The following is a 15,370-nucleotide window of genomic DNA, read 5'->3' as shown; positions in this document are numbered from 1 at the left end:
GCACTTTTTGGCGTTAAGCGCTCTCTGGATACCCCTTGGACTGTCTCAAATTGGTTGCCGCCGATGAAACCGGTGCGGCGCTCGCGTCGTTGAGCGCTGTCGAAAGGAAGATCGACGATGCCGACCACCGAAACGGTCAGACAGCTGACAGGCAGAGGCTACCACGCGGTTTATCGCGAGCATGAAGTCAACCATTGCCCAGGCTGTGGCCGCACGCACTGGCTGATCGGCAGGATGTCTGCCGAATGCGCTTTTTGCACGACCGCACTTCCGCTGGCCGAAGCCAGCATGCGCTCGCACACCGGCCCAGCGATCATCCAGCACAAGAACCGCTACAACCACGACGCCGCCTGGGCGGCCTGATCAGGCGGATTTTTTCCGGACCGGCACGGCTGCGTTGCACAGATCGACGCCGCCGGCCGGACGGATGAAGAAGTCGTCCTTCCGGTTCGCGCGCGCCTTCACATAGGCTCCGAAGGTTGCGCTTCCCGTATCCATGAATTGATAAGCCGGGCGCTCGGTGGCCGGAATCTCGCTTGCCAGCCGCACGGCCGAAATTGGCACTTGCATGCTCTCGTCCTTGTAGAAGCCGAGCGCTTCTGTTCCGCGCGGCAGCGAGCTCAGCCGGTCGATTCCCTCAATGACCCGGCCGACGACGGCAATGTTGCGGTCGAGGTGGCGCGGCGCGTGCCCGATCACCGCGTAAAGCTCGCCGCCGGTCCCCGTGTCGGGTGAAAGATCGCGACCTACGCCGACATAACCGTAACAGTGGGTAAGGTTCGCCGTGCCCGTCTTGGGATCGTAGCCGATCGGCCAGCCACCCGCGAAGCCGGCGCTCGGCGCATAATCGTCCGCATAACCAAGCGGCCGGACGGAGAGCCCCTTCAGCGAGCGATGATATTCAGCCGGCGGCTTCGCGATCACGCCTGGGGGCAGCGGCCTGGTGCTTTCGTTATTGCCCCACTGGACGACATAATTGTCCTGCACGCGGTAGATCGCGGCGCCGCTCCACCAGTTGCCTTTCGCGAGGGCACGGATGTTGGCGACATGGACCGGAGCGAACTCCGGCGCGAGCTGGATTACGACCCGAGCGCCATTCCTTAGATCCATCACCACGAGGTTGTCGGGGTTGATGTCGCGCCACGCGCTTGCCGGGGCCTCGGCCACGATTTCGGAGGGTGCCTTGAGTTTCGCCGGGGGTGCAGCCGCAACCAGAAGAGCTGCCGAAACCAGAAGCAGTGAACGCATCCTAACCCCCACCTAAGCGAACCGCCGTGGTCTAGCCGACGAATGCGGGCGCCGCTATCGCCCGCAGATGCACACCGCCACTTTGATGCTTCTGGGATCGGGCGAGCTCGGCCGCGAGTTCGCGATCGCTGCGAAACGGCTCGGCTGCCGGGTCATTGCCTGCGACCGCTACGAGAATGCTCCGGCCATGCAGGTCGCCGACGCGTTCGAGGTTTTCCCGATGCTCGACGGCAAGGCCCTTCGAGCCGCGGTGGAGACCCACAAGCCCGATGTGATTGTCCCGGAGATCGAGGCAATCGACACGGAGACCTTGGCCCAGCTCGAGAGTGAAGGCTGGCGCGTTGCTCCGTCCGCCAAGGCGGTCCAGCTGACGATGAACCGCGACGGTATCCGCGAGTTCGCTGCGCGCGAGCTGGCTCTCATTACCTCACGCTACAAATTCGCCGAATCGCGCGACGAAGCGATCGCCGCGGTCGCGGAAGTCGGTCTGCCCTGCGTGGTGAAGCCGGTGATGTCGAGCTCCGGCAAGGGGCAGACCACCGTAAAGTCGGCGGAAGAGGTCGGCGCCGCCTACGACTATGCGGTCGCCAACATGCGCGGCGATCGTCCACGCGTGATCGTCGAGGAATTCATTGAGTTCGACAGCGAGATCACCTTGCTGACCGTCGCTACCGAGGCCGGCATCCTGTTCTGCTCGCCGATCGGGCATCGCCAGGAGGCCGGCGACTATCGTGAGAGCTGGCAGCCGGCCGGTATTTCGGATGGCGCCTTACTCTCCGCCCGGAGGCAGGCACGGAAGGTCGTCGAGGCGCTCGGCGGCTATGGCATCTTCGGCGTCGAATTCTTCGTCAAAGGCGACCAGGCGATCTTTTCGGAGCTGTCGCCCCGACCGCACGATACGGGCATGGTCACCTTGATCACCCAGTTTCCGAATGAGTTCGAGCTTCACCTGCGAGCGGTGCTCAAGCTCCCGATCCCCGCGATCGAGCTGACGCGCCCTGGCGGATCGGCGGTCATTCTCGCGGATCGCGAGAGTGACGAGTTTGGTTTCGAAGGCATTGCCGAGGCGCTGCAGCGCGGACGTCCCGGCGCTCCGGTCGATCTTCGTATCTTCAGCAAGCCGAGCACATTGAAGAATCGGCGCATGGGTGTCGCGCTGGCCGGCGGAAAGGATGCCGCAGAGGCCATCGAGACCGCCAAGGCGGCGGCAGCTTCGGTAAAGATTCGCTATTCCCGGTAGAACCGAACCGCGGGATCGTAGTTTTCAGTCCGCCAAGCGAAAGGGACAGGCCATGCGCGCACAGCTCCTGACAGTGATGGTTCTCGCAGTGATCGTCGCGGGTTGCGGAAAGCCGCAGCCCGAACAGCCGACGAAGTCGATTTCGGTCCGTAGCGAACAGCAGAATGCCCTGCACAAGCTGAGCGAGCCGACCCTGAAGGTCGCGCTCAGGCGAGCGATCTATGACAGCGGCAAGAAGTGCAACACGATCACCAAGGCCGGCTACGTCCAGGAATATGGGAACCTGTCGATGTGGACAGCAAGCTGCGCCGGCGACCGCAGCTTCGCGATCTTCGTGGGTCCTGACGGATCAGTCCAGGTCAGGGATTGCAAGGAAACGGAGCAGTTGAAGCTTCCGGCCTGCACGATCCGCGAGCCGGAAAAGAAGCCCGCCGCGGGCTAATCGCAGCGGCGGGATTCCTTATATTCGCCGGCGGCGGTCTTTTCCTTGACCGTCACGCACGAGCCCTGACGCGTCTCCTCGCGCCAGCTGCCGTCCGCATTGGTCACGCGGTTGCCGCTCTTCGGGACGCGCTTGCCGTCCTTGATTTCGTAGTTCCAGCCCTTCGGCGTGGCCTGGGAGGCGCCACTTGCGGTCTGCTGCGCCAGGGCTGCCCCGGCGAAGCCAAGGCCCGCCGTAACGGCGACCGCAATCAGCAACGCACCCTTCGAAACCCGTTTCATCACACGACTCCTTGGCCCGCTTTCTATATTCACCCATGTGAACGATGGGTGAAAGATGAGCGCGGGAAATCCGCGCCGAGTTGACGCAGATGGGTACGAAATCCGTGAATTTGAGGGTTTGACCCCCGGGACTTAGCCCTGGCGAGCCTTGAAGCGCCGGTTCGTCTTGTTGATGACGTAGGTGCGCCCGCGACGGCGGATCACGCGGCAATCGCGGTGGCGCGACTTGAGCGACTTCAAGCTGTTGCGAATCTTCATGGCGCGCGCCTGTCTCTTCGTCTCGTTCTGTAAAAATAAGGAAGGCCGCCCGACGGGGCAGCCGCTCGGGGGGCGCTTAGGCGAAAATCCCTTTCCCCGTCAAGGTTCAGCGTACCGGCTTCCTTTGAGCCTTGGGCTGCGAAGGCGCGTAGGTCTCCCCGAAATAGTCGCCCGCATACCAGAGCGGCCGCTGATCGGCGTCCGCCATGTTGCGCGCAATCCGATAGTTGAGCTCCGCGAATTTGGCCCCCGCCTGCCAGCGAATCGGCTGCGCCAGGTCGTCCTTCACCGTGTGATAGGTCTCGGCCAGGAATTTCTGCCACGCTTGCGCGCCGCCGTTCGCCTGCCCGGTCATCAGGAATACCGCCGGCACTCCCGCCTGCACGAACGGATAATGGTCCGAGCGGACGAACAAGGTCTCCTGCGGCATTGGGTCCGGAGAGAGCCCGATGTGCATGCTCGAGCCGGCCGCCGCGACCGCACGGCCGGTCGTCGAATGATCGGCTCCGAACGCCACGACGTCCGTGAAGTCGTAGAGCAGAAGCGGCATATCGAGATCGACCAGCCCGACGATTTGCTGGGCCGGGATGGTCGGATGCGAAGCGAAATATCCGGCGCCGAGCAGGCCGTATTCCTCGCCCGTATTGGCGATGAACAGGACAGAGCGCCGAGGGGGCTTCCCCGAAGCGACGAAATCGCGGGCCGCCTCGATCATCGTCGCGACCCCGGCGGCATTGTCGAGCGCGCCATTGTAGATGGCGTCCTGTCCGGGCTTCGCATCCGGATATAGCCCAAGATGGTCGAGGTGGCCCATCAGCACGACATGTTCTCGCGCCAGCTGTGGGTCTGATCCCGGAAGCACGGCCAGCACTTCCGGACTCGTGAAGTCCTGCCAGTTGCTCGTCGCTGCGATCGACAAAGTCGCGGGCAGCTGGAAGCCGCGCACCTTTTTGCCGGCCGCGACGTCGGCGCGGATCGCCTTCAATTGTCGCGGCGCGCGCTCGAACAGTCGTTCCGTCCATTCCGACGATAGCGCCACGAGCGCCTGCGCCGCCCCGCCGCGACTGGTCCGGCCGCCGGCGTCGATCCAGTCGACCACCGGCCTCGACCCGAAGCGCTGGACCTGGCTGATGGCAGTAACCGCGTCGTTGATCTCGATGAGGCCGATCGCGCCCTGCGCGCCGGCGGTCTCGACCTGCATCGACCGCAGGTGCGCGGAGATTTCAGAGGGAACGCCAGGCACCGAATCCGCCAGCGCAACGACGATCTTCCCCCGCACGTCGAGGCCCGAATAATCGTCGATGCCGAGCCGCGCGTCGCGGACGCCGTGTCCGACGAAAACCAGCGGAACGTTGAGCGCTATCTCGCGACGCGTCACGTTCGGCCGGACCGCCGCATCCTTGCCCACGACCAGCTTCGTCGTGCGCCCGTTGATGGTCATCGATATCGCGGGCGGGTTAGCCAGGGTCGCGCGCCGGAAAGGCACGTCCAGAAAATAGCTTCCGTTGGCGCCGCCGGGTTTGAGGCCAAGCTTGCGGAATTCCGAAGCCACGTAATTGGCGGCGATCAGATGTCCGTGCGAACCCGTATCGCGTCCTTCGAGGATGTCGCTGGCAAGGAATTCGACATGGCCGCGGATGCGGTCCGCGGCGAGAAGATCTTCGGAGGGCCTTGCCGGCGCCGCCCCGATCAGCAGCGCCGCAAGGAACGCGAGCGAAATGCGCTTCAATCTCAAGCCCAGTTCCGCGATTGCAGCTTGCGCTCCCAATCGAGTGCGTGGGTCAGGATCGTCTCGATGTCCGCGTAGCGAGCATTCCAATCGAGCGTTTCCAGCAGCGCCTTGTTCGAGGAGATGAGCAGCGGCGGATCGCCCGCGCGCCGGCCCTTCATTTCGCGGCGAATCGGCTGGCCGAGCACCTTGTCCAACGCGTCCAGCACCTCGAGCACCGACAGACCTCGCCCATAGCCCAGGTTGAGCACGAGGTTCTCTTCCGGCCGCTCGATCAGCCGTTCGAGCGCCTTCAAATGCGCATCCACGAGGTCGGAGACGTGAATGTAGTCGCGCACGCAGCTTCCGTCGGGCGTCTGATAGTCGGTCCCGAACACGTCGACATGGTCGCGCTTCCCGACCGCGGCCTCGACCGCGACCTTGATGAGATGGGTCGAGCCCTTGCCGACCTGGCCGGAACGGCCTGCCGGGTCAGCGCCCGAGACATTGAAATATCGCAGCGCCGCAAAGTTGAGCGGGTAGGCGGCCGCCGAATCCTCGAGCATCCGCTCGGTCATCAGCTTCGACGCGCCGTACGGATTGATCGGCAGTTTCGCGACGGCCTCGTCGACGGGCACGCGCTCCGGCTCGCCGTATACCGCGGCGGTCGACGAGAAGACGACATGGCAGATGCCCGCATCCACCGCTGTCGAGATCAGCGAATGGCTCGCGACCGTATTGTTGCGATAATAGTCGAGCGGTTTCTCCACGCTTTCGGGGACGACGATCGATCCCGCGAAATGCATGATCGCGCCGATGTCTTGCTCGGCGAAGATGCGTTCGACCAGCGCGCGGTCGGCGACATTGCCCTCGTAGAACGGGACGTCGTCCGGGAGCAGATAGCGGCTGCCCGTTGAAAGATCGTCGATGACGGAGACTGGCCAGCCCGCGTCGCGAAGGGCGAGGACTGCGTGGCTGCCGATATAGCCGGCCCCGCCGGTTACGAGCACTGGGATACTGGACATGCGAGTGATGGCTAGCGGAGGCGGCTCTGTCGCGCCAGAGCCGTCTATCGTCTGGTCAAGTACAAGACGGATGCTCTTGTTTCAGTTATGATTTCGGAGTCGATGCCGCCGATTGCAGGGGGCGCTATGTTGATTGCCTTGCTCGTTCCACTGGCTTTGGCGAGCCTCGTCTTCACGATCGTCTTGCTTCGATCGGCGATTACAGACCGAACCGTGCCAAGTCTTGAAGCGACGGCTCTCGGCGCGATCACCAATTTCTTTGACACACTCGGCATTGGCTCATTCGCGCCCACGATGGCCTGGTTCAAATTCCGCAATTTGGTTCCTGACCGGATAATTCCCTCTACGATGCTGGTCGGCCATTCGCTGCCCTCGATCTTGCAGGCCTTTATATTCCTGATCCTTCTTGGCTTGCTCGTCGATCCGGTCCTCATCGTCGGTTGCGGCGTTGCCCTTATGCTGGGCGGCTTGATCGGGGCGCCGTTGGTGGCTCGGGCAAAGGTGTGGCTGATACAAGTGATCGTCGCGGTTGCTTTGGTGATCGCGGCAGCGCTCTATACCATGAGCAACCTTAACCTGATGCCGGCCGGCGGCACGGCAAGCAGTCTCCCAGTCAATCTGACCGTCGTTGCGATCTTTGCGAATTTCGGCCTCGGAATCTTGCTTAACTTCGGGATTGGTCACTACGCCCCCAGCCTGGTCATGCTTAGCCTAATGGGCCTCGATCCAAGGCTCGCTTTCCCGGTTATGGCGACGGGAGGGGCCTTAACGATAGCGGGCGCAGGCACGCGTCACGTGCTGCGTGGCTATGTCGATCTACGGATCGCGCTGGGCATCGTTATTGGAGGCATCCCGGCCGTCTTCATCGCTGCATTCATCGTGAAGAGCATGCCGCTCGAGGTGCTCCGATGGATGGTCATCTTCGTTGTTCTTTATGCCGCGCTGATGATGTTCCGCGCCGCGATGGCCGGTCGCCGCAAGCCGCTGACACTAGAAGCCGATCGAGCTGCGGCGCTTTGAACCTGTCACCGTAGTCTTTCGACAGGGGCGACCAACGCGGACCGTTTGCCTGATCCGCGCCCCCGCACTATCAGCGGCGCAATTCCAGAAAACTGCCAAAGAAGGTCCTATGGCACTGACGATTTCGAGCGCGTTCGACGCAGGCAACATCCGCGTCGTGAAGCAGGACGGTTTTTCCGCCGACCTGGAGATCGTCAAGGACCATCTGTCCGACTTTTACCAGTGGTTCTATTTCCGCGTCGCGGGCGCAGGGGGCCGTGAAGTCACGTTGAACATCGTCAATTGCGCCGGCTCGGCCTATCCCAACGGCTGGCCTGACTACAAAGCCGTGGCGTCGAGCGATCGTGAGGAATGGCTGCGTATCGACGGGACGAGCTACGCCGACGGCGTCCTCACCATCCGTTTCACGCCGGAAACCGACTGTGTCTGGCTCGCTTATTTCGCGCCTTATTCGATGGAGCGTCACCACGACCTCGTCGCGACCTACGCATCGCTTCCGTTCGTGGGATATGAATCGCTCGGCAAGTCGCTCGACGGCCAGGACATCGATTGCCTGACAATCGGCGACGGCGACCTCAACGTCTGGCTCTATGCCCGCCAACATCCGGGCGAGAGCATGGCCGAGTGGTGGATGGAGGGCGCACTCGAAAAGCTGACTGACGGCGATGATCCAGTCGCCCGCGTGCTCCTGCGCGACTGCACTTTCCACATTGTTCCGAACATGAACCCGGACGGATCGCGCCGCGGCCACCTGCGCACCAACGCCGCCGGCATCAACCTTAATCGCGAGTGGCACGCGCCTTCGGCCGAGAAGAGTCCCGAGGTTCTTTATGTCCGTAATGCGATGGACGAGACGGGCGTTGACTTCGCGATGGACGTTCACGGCGATGAGGCGATCCCCGCCAACTTCCTTGCGGGATTCGAGGGCATTCCGTCGATCACCGATCGGCAGACCCGCCTGTTCAAGCTCTTTTCCGAAAATCTCGAGCGCATCTCGCCCGACTTCCAGACTAGCCAGGGCTATGAGCTTGCGGCTCCCGGCCAGGCCAACATGTCCATGTCCACGACCCAGCTCGCCGAGCGCTACGGCTGCGTGTCCATGACCCTGGAAATGCCGTTCAAGGACAATTTTGACCTGCCGGACCCGTTGTACGGCTGGAGCCCCGAGCGATCGAAATTCCTCGCCTTCGCCTGCCTCGACGCTCTGCACGCGATCTTACCGGAACTGACGAAAGCCAAAGCCCAGAATGCGGCTAAGGCCAAGGTCGACGCCTGATGCCGACGCTCGTCCTGCTCCGCCACGGCCAGTCGCAGTGGAACCTGGAGAACCGGTTCACCGGCTGGTGGGACGTCGATTTGAGCGAGCAGGGCGTCGCCGAGGCGCGCGGGGCAGGAGCTTTGCTCCGTGAGCGCGGGTATGCGTTCGACCGCTGCTTCACCAGCGTCCTGACGCGCGCGATCCGCACGCTTCATCTCGTCCTGCACGAGCTCGACAGCCTGTGGCTTCCGGTAGCCAAGGACTGGCACCTCAATGAGCGCCACTATGGCGGGCTTACGGGCCTCAACAAGCAGGAGATGATCGACAAGGTCGGGGCTGAGCAGGTCAAGATCTGGCGCCGATCCTACGACATCCCGCCGCCGCCGCTTCCCGAAGACAGCGAGTACGACGTCAGCCACGACCGGCGCTACGCCGGCATTCCGGTTCCAAATACGGAAAGTCTCAAGGATACGATCGCGCGGGCGCTTCCTTATTACGAGGCGGAGATCGCTCCGGCCCTGAAGCACGGCGAACGAATCCTCGTCGCTGCGCATGGCAACTCGATCCGCGGCATCATCAAGCATTTGTCGAGCATCGGTGATGACGAGATCGTCGGCGTCGAGATCCCGACCGGGCAGCCGCTCGTCTACGAGCTGAACGACGACCTCAGCGTCCGCGACTCATTCTATTTGAGTGAACGCGCGGCTTAGGCCGCGGCCTTGTCCCGATACATCGCCAGATCGGCGCGGGCCATGACGGCGTCCGGCTGGTCGTGCGGCTCGATCACTGAAATGCCGATCGCTACGCTCAGCGGTAGGCAGGTTCCCTGGAAGCAGAACTCGCGGCCGGCGATCATCGACGCGAGCCGGCCGGCCGTATCGATGGCGCTGTGTTCGTCTGCCCGTTCGAGAAGGATCCCGAATTCGTCCCCGCCGAGCCGCGCGACGCAATCGCTCTTGCGAACGCCTTGCGAAAGCATGTCGGCGACCTGGATCAGGGCATGGTCGCCGGCCTGGTGACCGAAGGTATCGTTGATCATCTTCAGCCCGTCGATGTCGACGAACAGCATCGCGGCGCTGTCATCATAGCGGCTGACGCGGTCGATCGCTGCTTCGAGCTGACGCATGAATCCGCGGCGATTCGGAAGGTCGATCAGGACGTCCTGATGGGCGAGGCGGTCGAGCAGTTCCACGCGCTCATGAAGCTGAGAAATCTCAGCCTTGAGGCGCCTGACTTCGGCCAGCAACGTGTCAGGATCGGTCATGTCGATGACCACGTCGTCCATGGCAATCTGAGATTCCCCTTCGCTGACCGATACATAACTTGAATCTGTGACGGGGAAAATACTTAAGCCACGCCAAGACGTTGCGCGTGCCCTGCCTTGTTCCTAAACGGCACAACTCCTTGGGCTGGATTAAATGGGTACGATGGCGCAGCCGCTGGTCGGGATCATCATGGGGAGCAGCTCCGACTGGGAGACGATGCGCCACGCCGCCGAGACGCTCGACAAGCTCGGGGTCGCGCACGAAACCAAGGTCGTCTCCGCCCATCGCACGCCCAAGCGGCTCTACGACTATGCCTCGTCGGCGAAGGAGCGGGGCCTCAAGATCATCATCGCCGGTGCCGGTGGCGCCGCGCATCTTCCGGGTATGGCGGCCTCGATGACCAGCCTCCCGGTCCTCGGTGTGCCGGTCGAAAGCCAGGCGCTGAAGGGCATGGATAGCCTGCTGTCGATCGTCCAGATGCCGGCCGGAGTTCCCGTCGGCACCCTTGCTATAGGCCGGGCAGGCGCGGTCAATGCAGGCCTTCTCGCAGCGTCGATCCTCGCGATCACTGACGACCAGCTCTCTGCTCGCGTCGAGCGCTATCGCGAAGAGCAAACCCAATCGGTGGCTGAAACGCCGGAATGATTCCGCCCGGGTCGACCATCGGTATCGTCGGCGGCGGCCAGCTCGGCCGGATGCTCGCGATGGCCTCGGCCCAGCTAGGCTACAGGTGCCACATCCTCGACCCGCACGACCGGCCGTGCGCTGCGGATGTCGCCGCGGAGTTTACGCGCGCTGCGTACGATGATCGCTCGGCGTTGGAAGCTTTCGGAGCAAGGGTCGACGTCGCGACGTACGAATTCGAAAACCTTCCGGTCGGTCCGCTGGGCGTTCTCGCGGACAAGCTTCATCCCGGCGTAAAGTCGCTCGCGGTCGCTCAGGACCGCGCCGAAGAAAAGTCGTTCATCGAAGGCACCGGAGCCCGCGTCGCCCCGTGGCGCTCCGTTACCAGCCTCGACGACGTGGCGCGCGCAGTTGCGGAGCTGGGCGTCCCCATCGTCCTGAAGACCCGCCGCTACGGCTATGATGGCAAGGGCCAAGCCTGGATTCGCTCTTCGGGCGACGCGGAGGGGGCATGGGAGGCAATCCGCGGGGAGCCCGCGGTCGCCGAGGCCGGTGTCAACTTCGCCGCCGAATTTTCGGTCATCGTCGCGCGATGGGCGGACGGCCGCACAACCTTCTGGGACAGCCCGGACAACGTCCACCGCGAAGGCATCCTCCGCACGTCGACCGTTCCCGCTCCCGCCGTGATCGCGGATCAGGTCGAGGAAGCCCGCGCTGCGGCCGCCGGGATCGCCGAGGCGCTCGACCATGTCGGAGTCCTCACCGTCGAATTCTTTGCCAGCGCCGACGGCCCCGTCGTCAACGAGATCGCGCCGCGCGTTCACAACAGCGGCCACTGGACGATCGAGGGCGCCTTCACTTCGCAGTTCGAGCAGCACATCCGCGCCATCTGCGATCTTCCGCCCGGATCGACCGCGCTCGCGGCCTCGTCGGTGGTCATGGCCAACCTCATTGGCGACGAGATCGACGGCTGGCAGGCTCTTCTGTCCGACCCGCGCGCCCACGTGCACATTTATGGTAAGGGCGCCGCTCGCCCCGGCCGGAAGATGGGCCACGTCACCAGGTTGACGCTGAAATGAAGATCATCGGAAGCTTCGTCAGCCCCTACGTCCGCAAGGTGCTTGCCTGCATGCACCTCAAGGGTCTCGACTATGAGATCGATCCGATCACGCCCTTCTTCGGCAATGACGAGTTCCGCCGCCTGAGCCCGCTGTGTCGCATCCCGGTCCTGATCGACGGCGACTTCAGCGCAAGCGATTCCTCGGTGATCTGCGCCTATCTCGACGAAGCGTGTCCCGGCTATCCACTGCTTCCCGCAGACCCGAAGGACCGCGCCCGCGCGCGCTGGCTTGAGGAATATTCCGACACGCGCCTCGGCGACGTCTTCATCTGGGGCCTGTTCTACCAGAAGATCGTCCACCCGATGGTCTGGAGCGAGCCGGGCGACCAGCAGCGCATCGCCAAGGTGCTGGCCGAGGACGCTCCCGCGACGCTCGACTATCTCGAAGGCGAGCTACCGGAGCGCGGCTGGCTGTTCGGCGACTTCAGTCTGGCGGACATCGCCATCGCCAGCTTCTTCCGCAACGCCGCCTACGCGGACTTCAGGCCGGACGCCGCCCGCTGGCCGCGTGTCGCGAGTTTCGTCGAGCGAGCGCTTGCGCACGATGCCTTCGCCTCCACTCTGCCGTTCGAGGACATCCAGCGCAGAGTCGACATCAGGGGCCGCCGGCAAGCCCTGCTGGATGCCGGAGCGCCGCTGACCGCGGAATCGCTCGGGCTCCCGACCCCGCGGAAAGGCATGATGCGCCTTTAGCGGGCGTCCGCTGGCTTGTTGGCTTTGAGCAGGATCGCAGCGAGTGCGATCGCCGCTGCAACGTCATATCCGCCGCAGAAGCCCGGCCACCACTCCGGCGCTCCTGGTCCCGGAAACCAGTTGTACCGAACGAAGTCGAACACCCCGTGCGCCGCAAGCCCGGCGGCGGCGACCCACAGGCTCGTCCGGAACCCGACCACGGCCAGCCCCGCGAAAATCGCGAAGCCGATCAACTCGGGCACTAGACCCGGCCCGCGACCCGCCATGACCGCGAACAGCACGTAAAAGGCTCCGACGATGATCAGGACTGTCGGGTAGAAAGCTTTGTCGCGGTCGAGTCCAACGGCGTGAGCAAACACCGCGACGACCCCTGCGAGGACAATTCCAATGAACAACGGCACCACGTCAGCTTAGCTTGGGCTGATCTCGACGCAATGTCCGCCTTCTACCCCATTCGGAACTCCGATTGCGCCACATTCTTGTCCCCCCCGATGGCTTGGTTTGGGTCTGGAATAGATTTCCTGGAATCGAATTTTGCGCGGCGGTGATCGACTCATCCGGATCGTCGCAAATGCAGGAGACAGACAGGCAAAATTACTCTCGGCGGGGAAACGAGGAGCGTAAGCGCTCCCAATCGCTGCAACCAGCGACAGCCGCTCGATTCACGGCATGCTTGCCGACCTTTGCCACAACTTGCGCACGCTCGGCCAATGCGAACAATAGGACGGGGATCGATCCGCAGTCCGGCACAGGAGAGCGAGGGATAGTGTTCGCGAGAATGATCGAGGGTGAACTCGTTCCGTCAGGATCGAATCGACCCTCAGTCTAGACCTTCCCTAACATATTCGAGGCTCGCAGCTCCGATCTGGCGACCTCGATCAGCAAGGTCTCGAGGAGAGTCCGTGGATCGACGGGCCGCGTCAGTACACTCGCCCTTTCGCCCAGGTCTCCCAGTGACTGCGGCAGCGCGACGCTCGTTTGAATGACAAGCGGAACGTCGCGCTCGGCGAGGAGCAAGACGACTTCGGACGCGCCTGGAAGCTCGCAATCGACGATTGCGCCGCCAACGTCGACGGAATCCAGGATGGTGAGGGCTTCGGAAAGCGTCGCTACCGGACCCGCCACACGGCCGTCCGACTCTTCGATAGCCTCAGACAGGTCCAGACCTGAATAGCCGCTCCCGTCAAAGATGAGGATCGTCATGGAGTTAAGCATCGCGTCCCCCTTTCGAGCGGGAGCACGCGAGGTCTCTCAGGCGCAGACTGCTCACACAAGAAGCCCGCGATCCGATACTAACGAACTTAAATTACTTAAGTTTCTATGCCTACACTATTTAGGTCTTGCGTCGGCCAGCACCTCACTTTGCGAGAGGATTGCCAGAGCTCCAGCGGGCGGGCGCTCCAGCGGGCCACGAACTTCCCGGCGGCCTCATCGTTCTGCGCGCTGAATTCCTGGATAAGGTTGAAGTTGCCCAGGCCGTCATGAGCAAAGAGACGATAAGGGTGCATGAAGGCTCCTGCGGGTAGTCCCGCCTCAGCCTTCGCTTTGCGGATGGAATTGCCACCGCCTAGCGGGGCCCGGTCGAGGTTATGTCCTGATCAGGTTAACGAAATGGCGCGTCCCGACCGCTATGCTTGCTTCCGACGCAGTGCGGATCGCGAGCCCGACTGCAGCCTTGGTATGCCGAATATTCTATTTATCGGCGGAAGTGGCGGCGGCGGGGGGCGCCGGATTGGCCGGCGATCTTTTCCCGGAAGACGATCCTGCCCTTGGACAAGTCGTAGGGCGTCATTTCGACATGGACGCGGTCGCCGACGATGGACCGGATGCGGTAGCGCCGCATCTTTCCGGCCGTGTAGGCGATGATCCGGACCTCGTTGTCCAGCGTCACTCCGAACCGGCCGTCGGGCAGGACCTCGTCGATGATGCCCTCGATCGTCAGCAGCTCTTCTTTCGCCAAGGCCTAAACTCCGACCGGATGAGGAGTGGGATCGTCATGGCCGGGGCGCCCTTCCCGGCCCTCGAGCGAAGGCCTGCGATCGGCATTGTCGATCACCAGCCGCAGCCGCGGGCGAAGCCGGTGAATGTTGCTGTGAGCGGAAGCCATGACGGAGCTTTCAAATTGAAGGAGGCTTTGTGGAAACAGGCGATCGATCAGGGACCGTGGAGCTCGATGCTTCGCCGGATCATCGCGTCCAGCCTGTCTTCGCCCTCTGCGGCCTTCCGGGCGTCCTGCTTCTCGCGCTCCCGTCGACCCTCGTCCGTCAGCTTTTCCCTCAACTTCCGCACGACTTTGACCTCTTCTTCCAATTTGATCTCTTCTTTCAAAGTAAAAAGCGGCCCGGCAGATTGGCTGCCAGGCCGCTTTCTAGAGGGCTGCGGGATACCGATTTCAGTTTCGGCATCCAGCGCGCCCGATTCAGGCCTTGGACTCTTCGAGGTCCTGCTGGCTTGGATCCTGCTGAGCGGTCTCTGGCTCGGCCTCGCCGGCGTCACCCTGGTCCGCGGCCTGGGCCTGTTCAGGCTTGGCCTCTTCAGGCGACTTCAGATTGATGGCGCTCATCTTGCCGCGGCGATCCTGTTCAAGATCGTAGGAGACGCGCTGGTTTTCGTTGAGGCCGGTCAGGCCCGAACGCTCAACCGCGCTGATGTGAACGAACGCGTCGCTGCCGCCGCCTTCAGGCTGGATGAATCCATAACCCTTGGATGCGTTGAAAAATTTTACGGTGCCAATTGGCATATCGATTTCCTTCCATAGGGCGCCGGACGTCGGCGCCGTCTGCTAAGAGCTGCGAGAGAAGGAAAAAGGAGCCGCAAAGCGCCAAAAACCGTCAGATTGCGACTGGTAGCTAAAAATATGTAGCAGGTCTGGGTTAGAATTGTAAGTCGAGCGGAAAATCATTCTGTCTATTAGGCTTGAGAGCCGAACTATGTTACAAATGCGTATCGCGCCGATTTTTGTACGGTAGGCTTGCGCGACTGAGAGACCGACTGCGCTCCCGCTTACGTTTTGGGAGTGAAAGATGGATCTCAATTATCTCTATACACGACAACAGGTCTCATTATTTCACGCTGACAATGCGGCATGCGACAAGTCGCGCCGCGCGCATCAGTCGATGGCCGATGCCTACACCGCGCTCATCGCCGTCGCGAAGAACAGCGTCCGGGCCCGCGCCTGGTGATCGCGA

The 15,370-nt window shown here is 62.8% G+C and carries 21 protein-coding genes and 1 pseudogene; 10 read left to right on the top strand and 12 right to left on the bottom strand.

Annotated elements, in window-relative coordinates:
• Positions 1-117: 117 nt before the first annotated feature.
• Positions 118-363: a hypothetical protein gene (locus tag ACMC5O_RS11560; RefSeq protein WP_187708656.1), complete on the top strand. Its 246-nt coding sequence runs from the start codon at positions 118-120 to the stop codon at positions 361-363.
• Here the strand turns inward: ACMC5O_RS11560 and ACMC5O_RS11555 are convergent, their stop codons facing one another.
• On the bottom strand, positions 364-1,248 hold the full coding sequence (locus tag ACMC5O_RS11555) for a peptidylprolyl isomerase (RefSeq protein WP_187708657.1): 885 nt from the start codon (positions 1,246-1,248) through the stop codon (positions 364-366).
• A gap of 67 nt (positions 1,249-1,315) precedes the next feature.
• Here ACMC5O_RS11555 and purT point away from each other — a divergent pair, with 67 nt between their 5' ends.
• Together purT and ACMC5O_RS11545 are read left to right on the top strand one after the other, a co-directional pair.
• Positions 1,316-2,488: a formate-dependent phosphoribosylglycinamide formyltransferase gene (purT, locus tag ACMC5O_RS11550; protein ID WP_187708658.1), complete on the top strand. Its 1,173-nt coding sequence runs from the start codon at positions 1,316-1,318 to the stop codon at positions 2,486-2,488.
• 52 nt (positions 2,489-2,540) lie between these two features.
• Positions 2,541-2,930, top strand: coding sequence for a hypothetical protein (locus tag ACMC5O_RS11545; protein ID WP_187708659.1), 390 nt, complete (start codon positions 2,541-2,543; stop codon positions 2,928-2,930).
• Here the strand turns inward: ACMC5O_RS11545 and ACMC5O_RS11540 are convergent.
• The 4 genes from ACMC5O_RS11540 to galE all read right to left on the bottom strand — a co-directional run bounded on the left by ACMC5O_RS11540 (position 2,927) and on the right by galE (position 6,202).
• Positions 2,927-3,211: a hypothetical protein gene (locus tag ACMC5O_RS11540; protein ID WP_187708660.1), complete on the bottom strand. Its 285-nt coding sequence runs from the start codon at positions 3,209-3,211 to the stop codon at positions 2,927-2,929. The genes ACMC5O_RS11545 and ACMC5O_RS11540 overlap by 4 nt on opposite strands.
• Positions 3,212-3,343: 132 nt before the next feature.
• Positions 3,344-3,469, bottom strand: coding sequence for a type B 50S ribosomal protein L36 (ykgO, locus tag ACMC5O_RS11535; protein ID WP_006833921.1), 126 nt, complete (start codon positions 3,467-3,469; stop codon positions 3,344-3,346).
• A 106-nt stretch (positions 3,470-3,575) separates the two neighbouring features.
• Positions 3,576-5,198: a M20/M25/M40 family metallo-hydrolase gene (locus ACMC5O_RS11530; protein WP_426692891.1), complete on the bottom strand. Its 1,623-nt coding sequence runs from the start codon at positions 5,196-5,198 to the stop codon at positions 3,576-3,578.
• A gap of 2 nt (positions 5,199-5,200) precedes the next feature.
• On the bottom strand, positions 5,201-6,202 hold the full coding sequence (gene galE, locus ACMC5O_RS11525; protein ID WP_187708661.1) for a UDP-glucose 4-epimerase GalE: 1,002 nt from the start codon (positions 6,200-6,202) through the stop codon (positions 5,201-5,203).
• Positions 6,203-6,328: 126 nt separating this feature from the next.
• Between galE and ACMC5O_RS11520 the strand changes: the two genes are divergently transcribed.
• The 3 genes from ACMC5O_RS11520 to gpmA all read left to right on the top strand — a co-directional run bounded on the left by ACMC5O_RS11520 (position 6,329) and on the right by gpmA (position 9,190).
• Entirely contained in the window at positions 6,329-7,222 is an 894-nt protein-coding gene (locus ACMC5O_RS11520; RefSeq protein ID WP_426692890.1) for a TSUP family transporter, read from the top strand.
• Positions 7,223-7,331: 109 nt separating this feature from the next.
• Complete coding sequence (locus tag ACMC5O_RS11515) at positions 7,332-8,498, top strand: M14 family metallopeptidase (protein WP_426692889.1); 1,167 nt, start codon at positions 7,332-7,334, stop codon at positions 8,496-8,498.
• Positions 8,498-9,190 carry a 2,3-diphosphoglycerate-dependent phosphoglycerate mutase gene (gene gpmA, locus ACMC5O_RS11510; RefSeq protein WP_187708665.1) on the top strand — a complete coding sequence of 231 codons (693 nt, stop codon included), beginning with the start codon at positions 8,498-8,500 and terminating at the stop codon, positions 9,188-9,190. The genes ACMC5O_RS11515 and gpmA overlap by 1 nt, the downstream gene beginning before the upstream one ends.
• Here the strand turns inward: gpmA and ACMC5O_RS11505 are convergent.
• Positions 9,187-9,765, bottom strand: coding sequence for a GGDEF domain-containing protein (locus ACMC5O_RS11505; protein WP_187708666.1), 579 nt, complete (start codon positions 9,763-9,765; stop codon positions 9,187-9,189). The two genes, gpmA and ACMC5O_RS11505, sit on opposite strands and share 4 nt — an antisense overlap.
• 142 nt (positions 9,766-9,907) lie before the next feature.
• Here ACMC5O_RS11505 and purE point away from each other — a divergent pair, with 142 nt between their 5' ends.
• From purE to ACMC5O_RS11490, 3 genes are read left to right on the top strand one after another with little or no spacing between them, the layout of a single operon-like run.
• Positions 9,908-10,390 carry a 5-(carboxyamino)imidazole ribonucleotide mutase gene (gene purE, locus ACMC5O_RS11500; RefSeq protein ID WP_187710003.1) on the top strand — a complete coding sequence of 161 codons (483 nt, stop codon included), beginning with the start codon at positions 9,908-9,910 and terminating at the stop codon, positions 10,388-10,390.
• Positions 10,387-11,448 carry a 5-(carboxyamino)imidazole ribonucleotide synthase gene (locus ACMC5O_RS11495; protein ID WP_426692888.1) on the top strand — a complete coding sequence of 354 codons (1,062 nt, stop codon included), beginning with the start codon at positions 10,387-10,389 and terminating at the stop codon, positions 11,446-11,448. The genes purE and ACMC5O_RS11495 overlap by 4 nt, the downstream gene beginning before the upstream one ends.
• Entirely contained in the window at positions 11,445-12,182 is a 738-nt protein-coding gene (locus tag ACMC5O_RS11490) for a glutathione S-transferase family protein (RefSeq protein ID WP_426692887.1), read from the top strand. Before ACMC5O_RS11495 ends, ACMC5O_RS11490 begins: the two co-directional genes overlap by 4 nt.
• Here the strand turns inward: ACMC5O_RS11490 and ACMC5O_RS11485 are convergent.
• The 6 genes and pseudogenes from ACMC5O_RS11485 to ACMC5O_RS11460 form a co-directional block, all read right to left on the bottom strand.
• The gene (locus tag ACMC5O_RS11485; RefSeq protein ID WP_426692886.1) at positions 12,179-12,583 is read right to left on the bottom strand and encodes a hypothetical protein; all 405 of its coding nucleotides are present in this window, start codon (positions 12,581-12,583) and stop codon (positions 12,179-12,181) included. The genes ACMC5O_RS11490 and ACMC5O_RS11485 overlap by 4 nt on opposite strands.
• 424 nt (positions 12,584-13,007) lie before the next feature.
• Positions 13,008-13,397, bottom strand: a complete 390-nt coding sequence (locus tag ACMC5O_RS11480) for a hypothetical protein (protein WP_187708669.1) — start codon at positions 13,395-13,397, stop codon at positions 13,008-13,010.
• A 481-nt stretch (positions 13,398-13,878) separates the two neighbouring features.
• Positions 13,879-14,142: a translation initiation factor IF-1 gene (infA, locus tag ACMC5O_RS11475; protein ID WP_187708670.1), complete on the bottom strand. Its 264-nt coding sequence runs from the start codon at positions 14,140-14,142 to the stop codon at positions 13,879-13,881.
• Between the two features lie 3 nt (positions 14,143-14,145).
• Positions 14,146-14,289, bottom strand: a complete 144-nt coding sequence (locus tag ACMC5O_RS11470; RefSeq protein WP_187708671.1) for a hypothetical protein — start codon at positions 14,287-14,289, stop codon at positions 14,146-14,148.
• 47 nt (positions 14,290-14,336) lie between these two features.
• Entirely contained in the window at positions 14,337-14,471 is a 135-nt protein-coding gene (locus tag ACMC5O_RS11465; protein ID WP_426692885.1) for a hypothetical protein, read from the bottom strand.
• A 253-nt stretch (positions 14,472-14,724) separates the two neighbouring features.
• Positions 14,725-14,922: pseudogene (locus ACMC5O_RS11460) on the bottom strand (cold-shock protein); the annotation flags it as partial.
• Positions 14,923-15,205: 283 nt separating this feature from the next.
• Between ACMC5O_RS11460 and ACMC5O_RS11455 the strand changes: the two are divergent.
• Entirely contained in the window at positions 15,206-15,364 is a 159-nt protein-coding gene (locus tag ACMC5O_RS11455) for a hypothetical protein (RefSeq protein ID WP_187708674.1), read from the top strand.
• Positions 15,365-15,370 lie beyond the last annotated feature (6 nt).

The organism is Sphingomonas sediminicola (assembly GCF_049991885.1).
GTDB lineage: Bacteria > Pseudomonadota > Alphaproteobacteria > Sphingomonadales > Sphingomonadaceae > Sphingomicrobium > Sphingomicrobium sediminicola.
The sequence above is the reverse complement of the archived record's forward strand: the minus strand, read 5'-3'. Positions and strand labels throughout refer to the sequence as shown.

What these genes read in the sequence shown, in the direction of transcription:
- ACMC5O_RS11495 (WP_426692888.1), top strand. Translation starts at nt 10,387, where the DNA reads ATGATTCCGCCCGGGTCGACCATCGGTATCGTCGGCGGCGGCCAGCTC.
- gpmA (WP_187708665.1), top strand. Translation starts at nt 8,498, where the DNA reads ATGCCGACGCTCGTCCTGCTCCGCCACGGCCAGTCGCAGTGGAACCTG.
- ykgO (WP_006833921.1), bottom strand. Translation starts at nt 3,469, where the DNA reads ATGAAGATTCGCAACAGCTTGAAGTCGCTCAAGTCGCGCCACCGCGAT.
- ACMC5O_RS11545 (WP_187708659.1), top strand. Translation starts at nt 2,541, where the DNA reads ATGCGCGCACAGCTCCTGACAGTGATGGTTCTCGCAGTGATCGTCGCG.
- purE (WP_187710003.1), top strand. Translation starts at nt 9,908, where the DNA reads ATGGCGCAGCCGCTGGTCGGGATCATCATGGGGAGCAGCTCCGACTGG.
- ACMC5O_RS11560 (WP_187708656.1), top strand. Translation starts at nt 118, where the DNA reads ATGCCGACCACCGAAACGGTCAGACAGCTGACAGGCAGAGGCTACCAC.
- ACMC5O_RS11505 (WP_187708666.1), bottom strand. Translation starts at nt 9,765, where the DNA reads ATGGACGACGTGGTCATCGACATGACCGATCCTGACACGTTGCTGGCC.
- ACMC5O_RS11490 (WP_426692887.1), top strand. Translation starts at nt 11,445, where the DNA reads ATGAAGATCATCGGAAGCTTCGTCAGCCCCTACGTCCGCAAGGTGCTT.
- purT (WP_187708658.1), top strand. Translation starts at nt 1,316, where the DNA reads ATGCACACCGCCACTTTGATGCTTCTGGGATCGGGCGAGCTCGGCCGC.
- ACMC5O_RS11455 (WP_187708674.1), top strand. Translation starts at nt 15,206, where the DNA reads ATGGATCTCAATTATCTCTATACACGACAACAGGTCTCATTATTTCAC.
- ACMC5O_RS11540 (WP_187708660.1), bottom strand. Translation starts at nt 3,211, where the DNA reads ATGAAACGGGTTTCGAAGGGTGCGTTGCTGATTGCGGTCGCCGTTACG.
- ACMC5O_RS11520 (WP_426692890.1), top strand. Translation starts at nt 6,329, where the DNA reads ATGTTGATTGCCTTGCTCGTTCCACTGGCTTTGGCGAGCCTCGTCTTC.
- ACMC5O_RS11515 (WP_426692889.1), top strand. Translation starts at nt 7,332, where the DNA reads ATGGCACTGACGATTTCGAGCGCGTTCGACGCAGGCAACATCCGCGTC.
- ACMC5O_RS11470 (WP_187708671.1), bottom strand. Translation starts at nt 14,289, where the DNA reads ATGGCTTCCGCTCACAGCAACATTCACCGGCTTCGCCCGCGGCTGCGG.
- ACMC5O_RS11555 (WP_187708657.1), bottom strand. Translation starts at nt 1,248, where the DNA reads ATGCGTTCACTGCTTCTGGTTTCGGCAGCTCTTCTGGTTGCGGCTGCA.
- ACMC5O_RS11480 (WP_187708669.1), bottom strand. Translation starts at nt 13,397, where the DNA reads ATGCTTAACTCCATGACGATCCTCATCTTTGACGGGAGCGGCTATTCA.
- galE (WP_187708661.1), bottom strand. Translation starts at nt 6,202, where the DNA reads ATGTCCAGTATCCCAGTGCTCGTAACCGGCGGGGCCGGCTATATCGGC.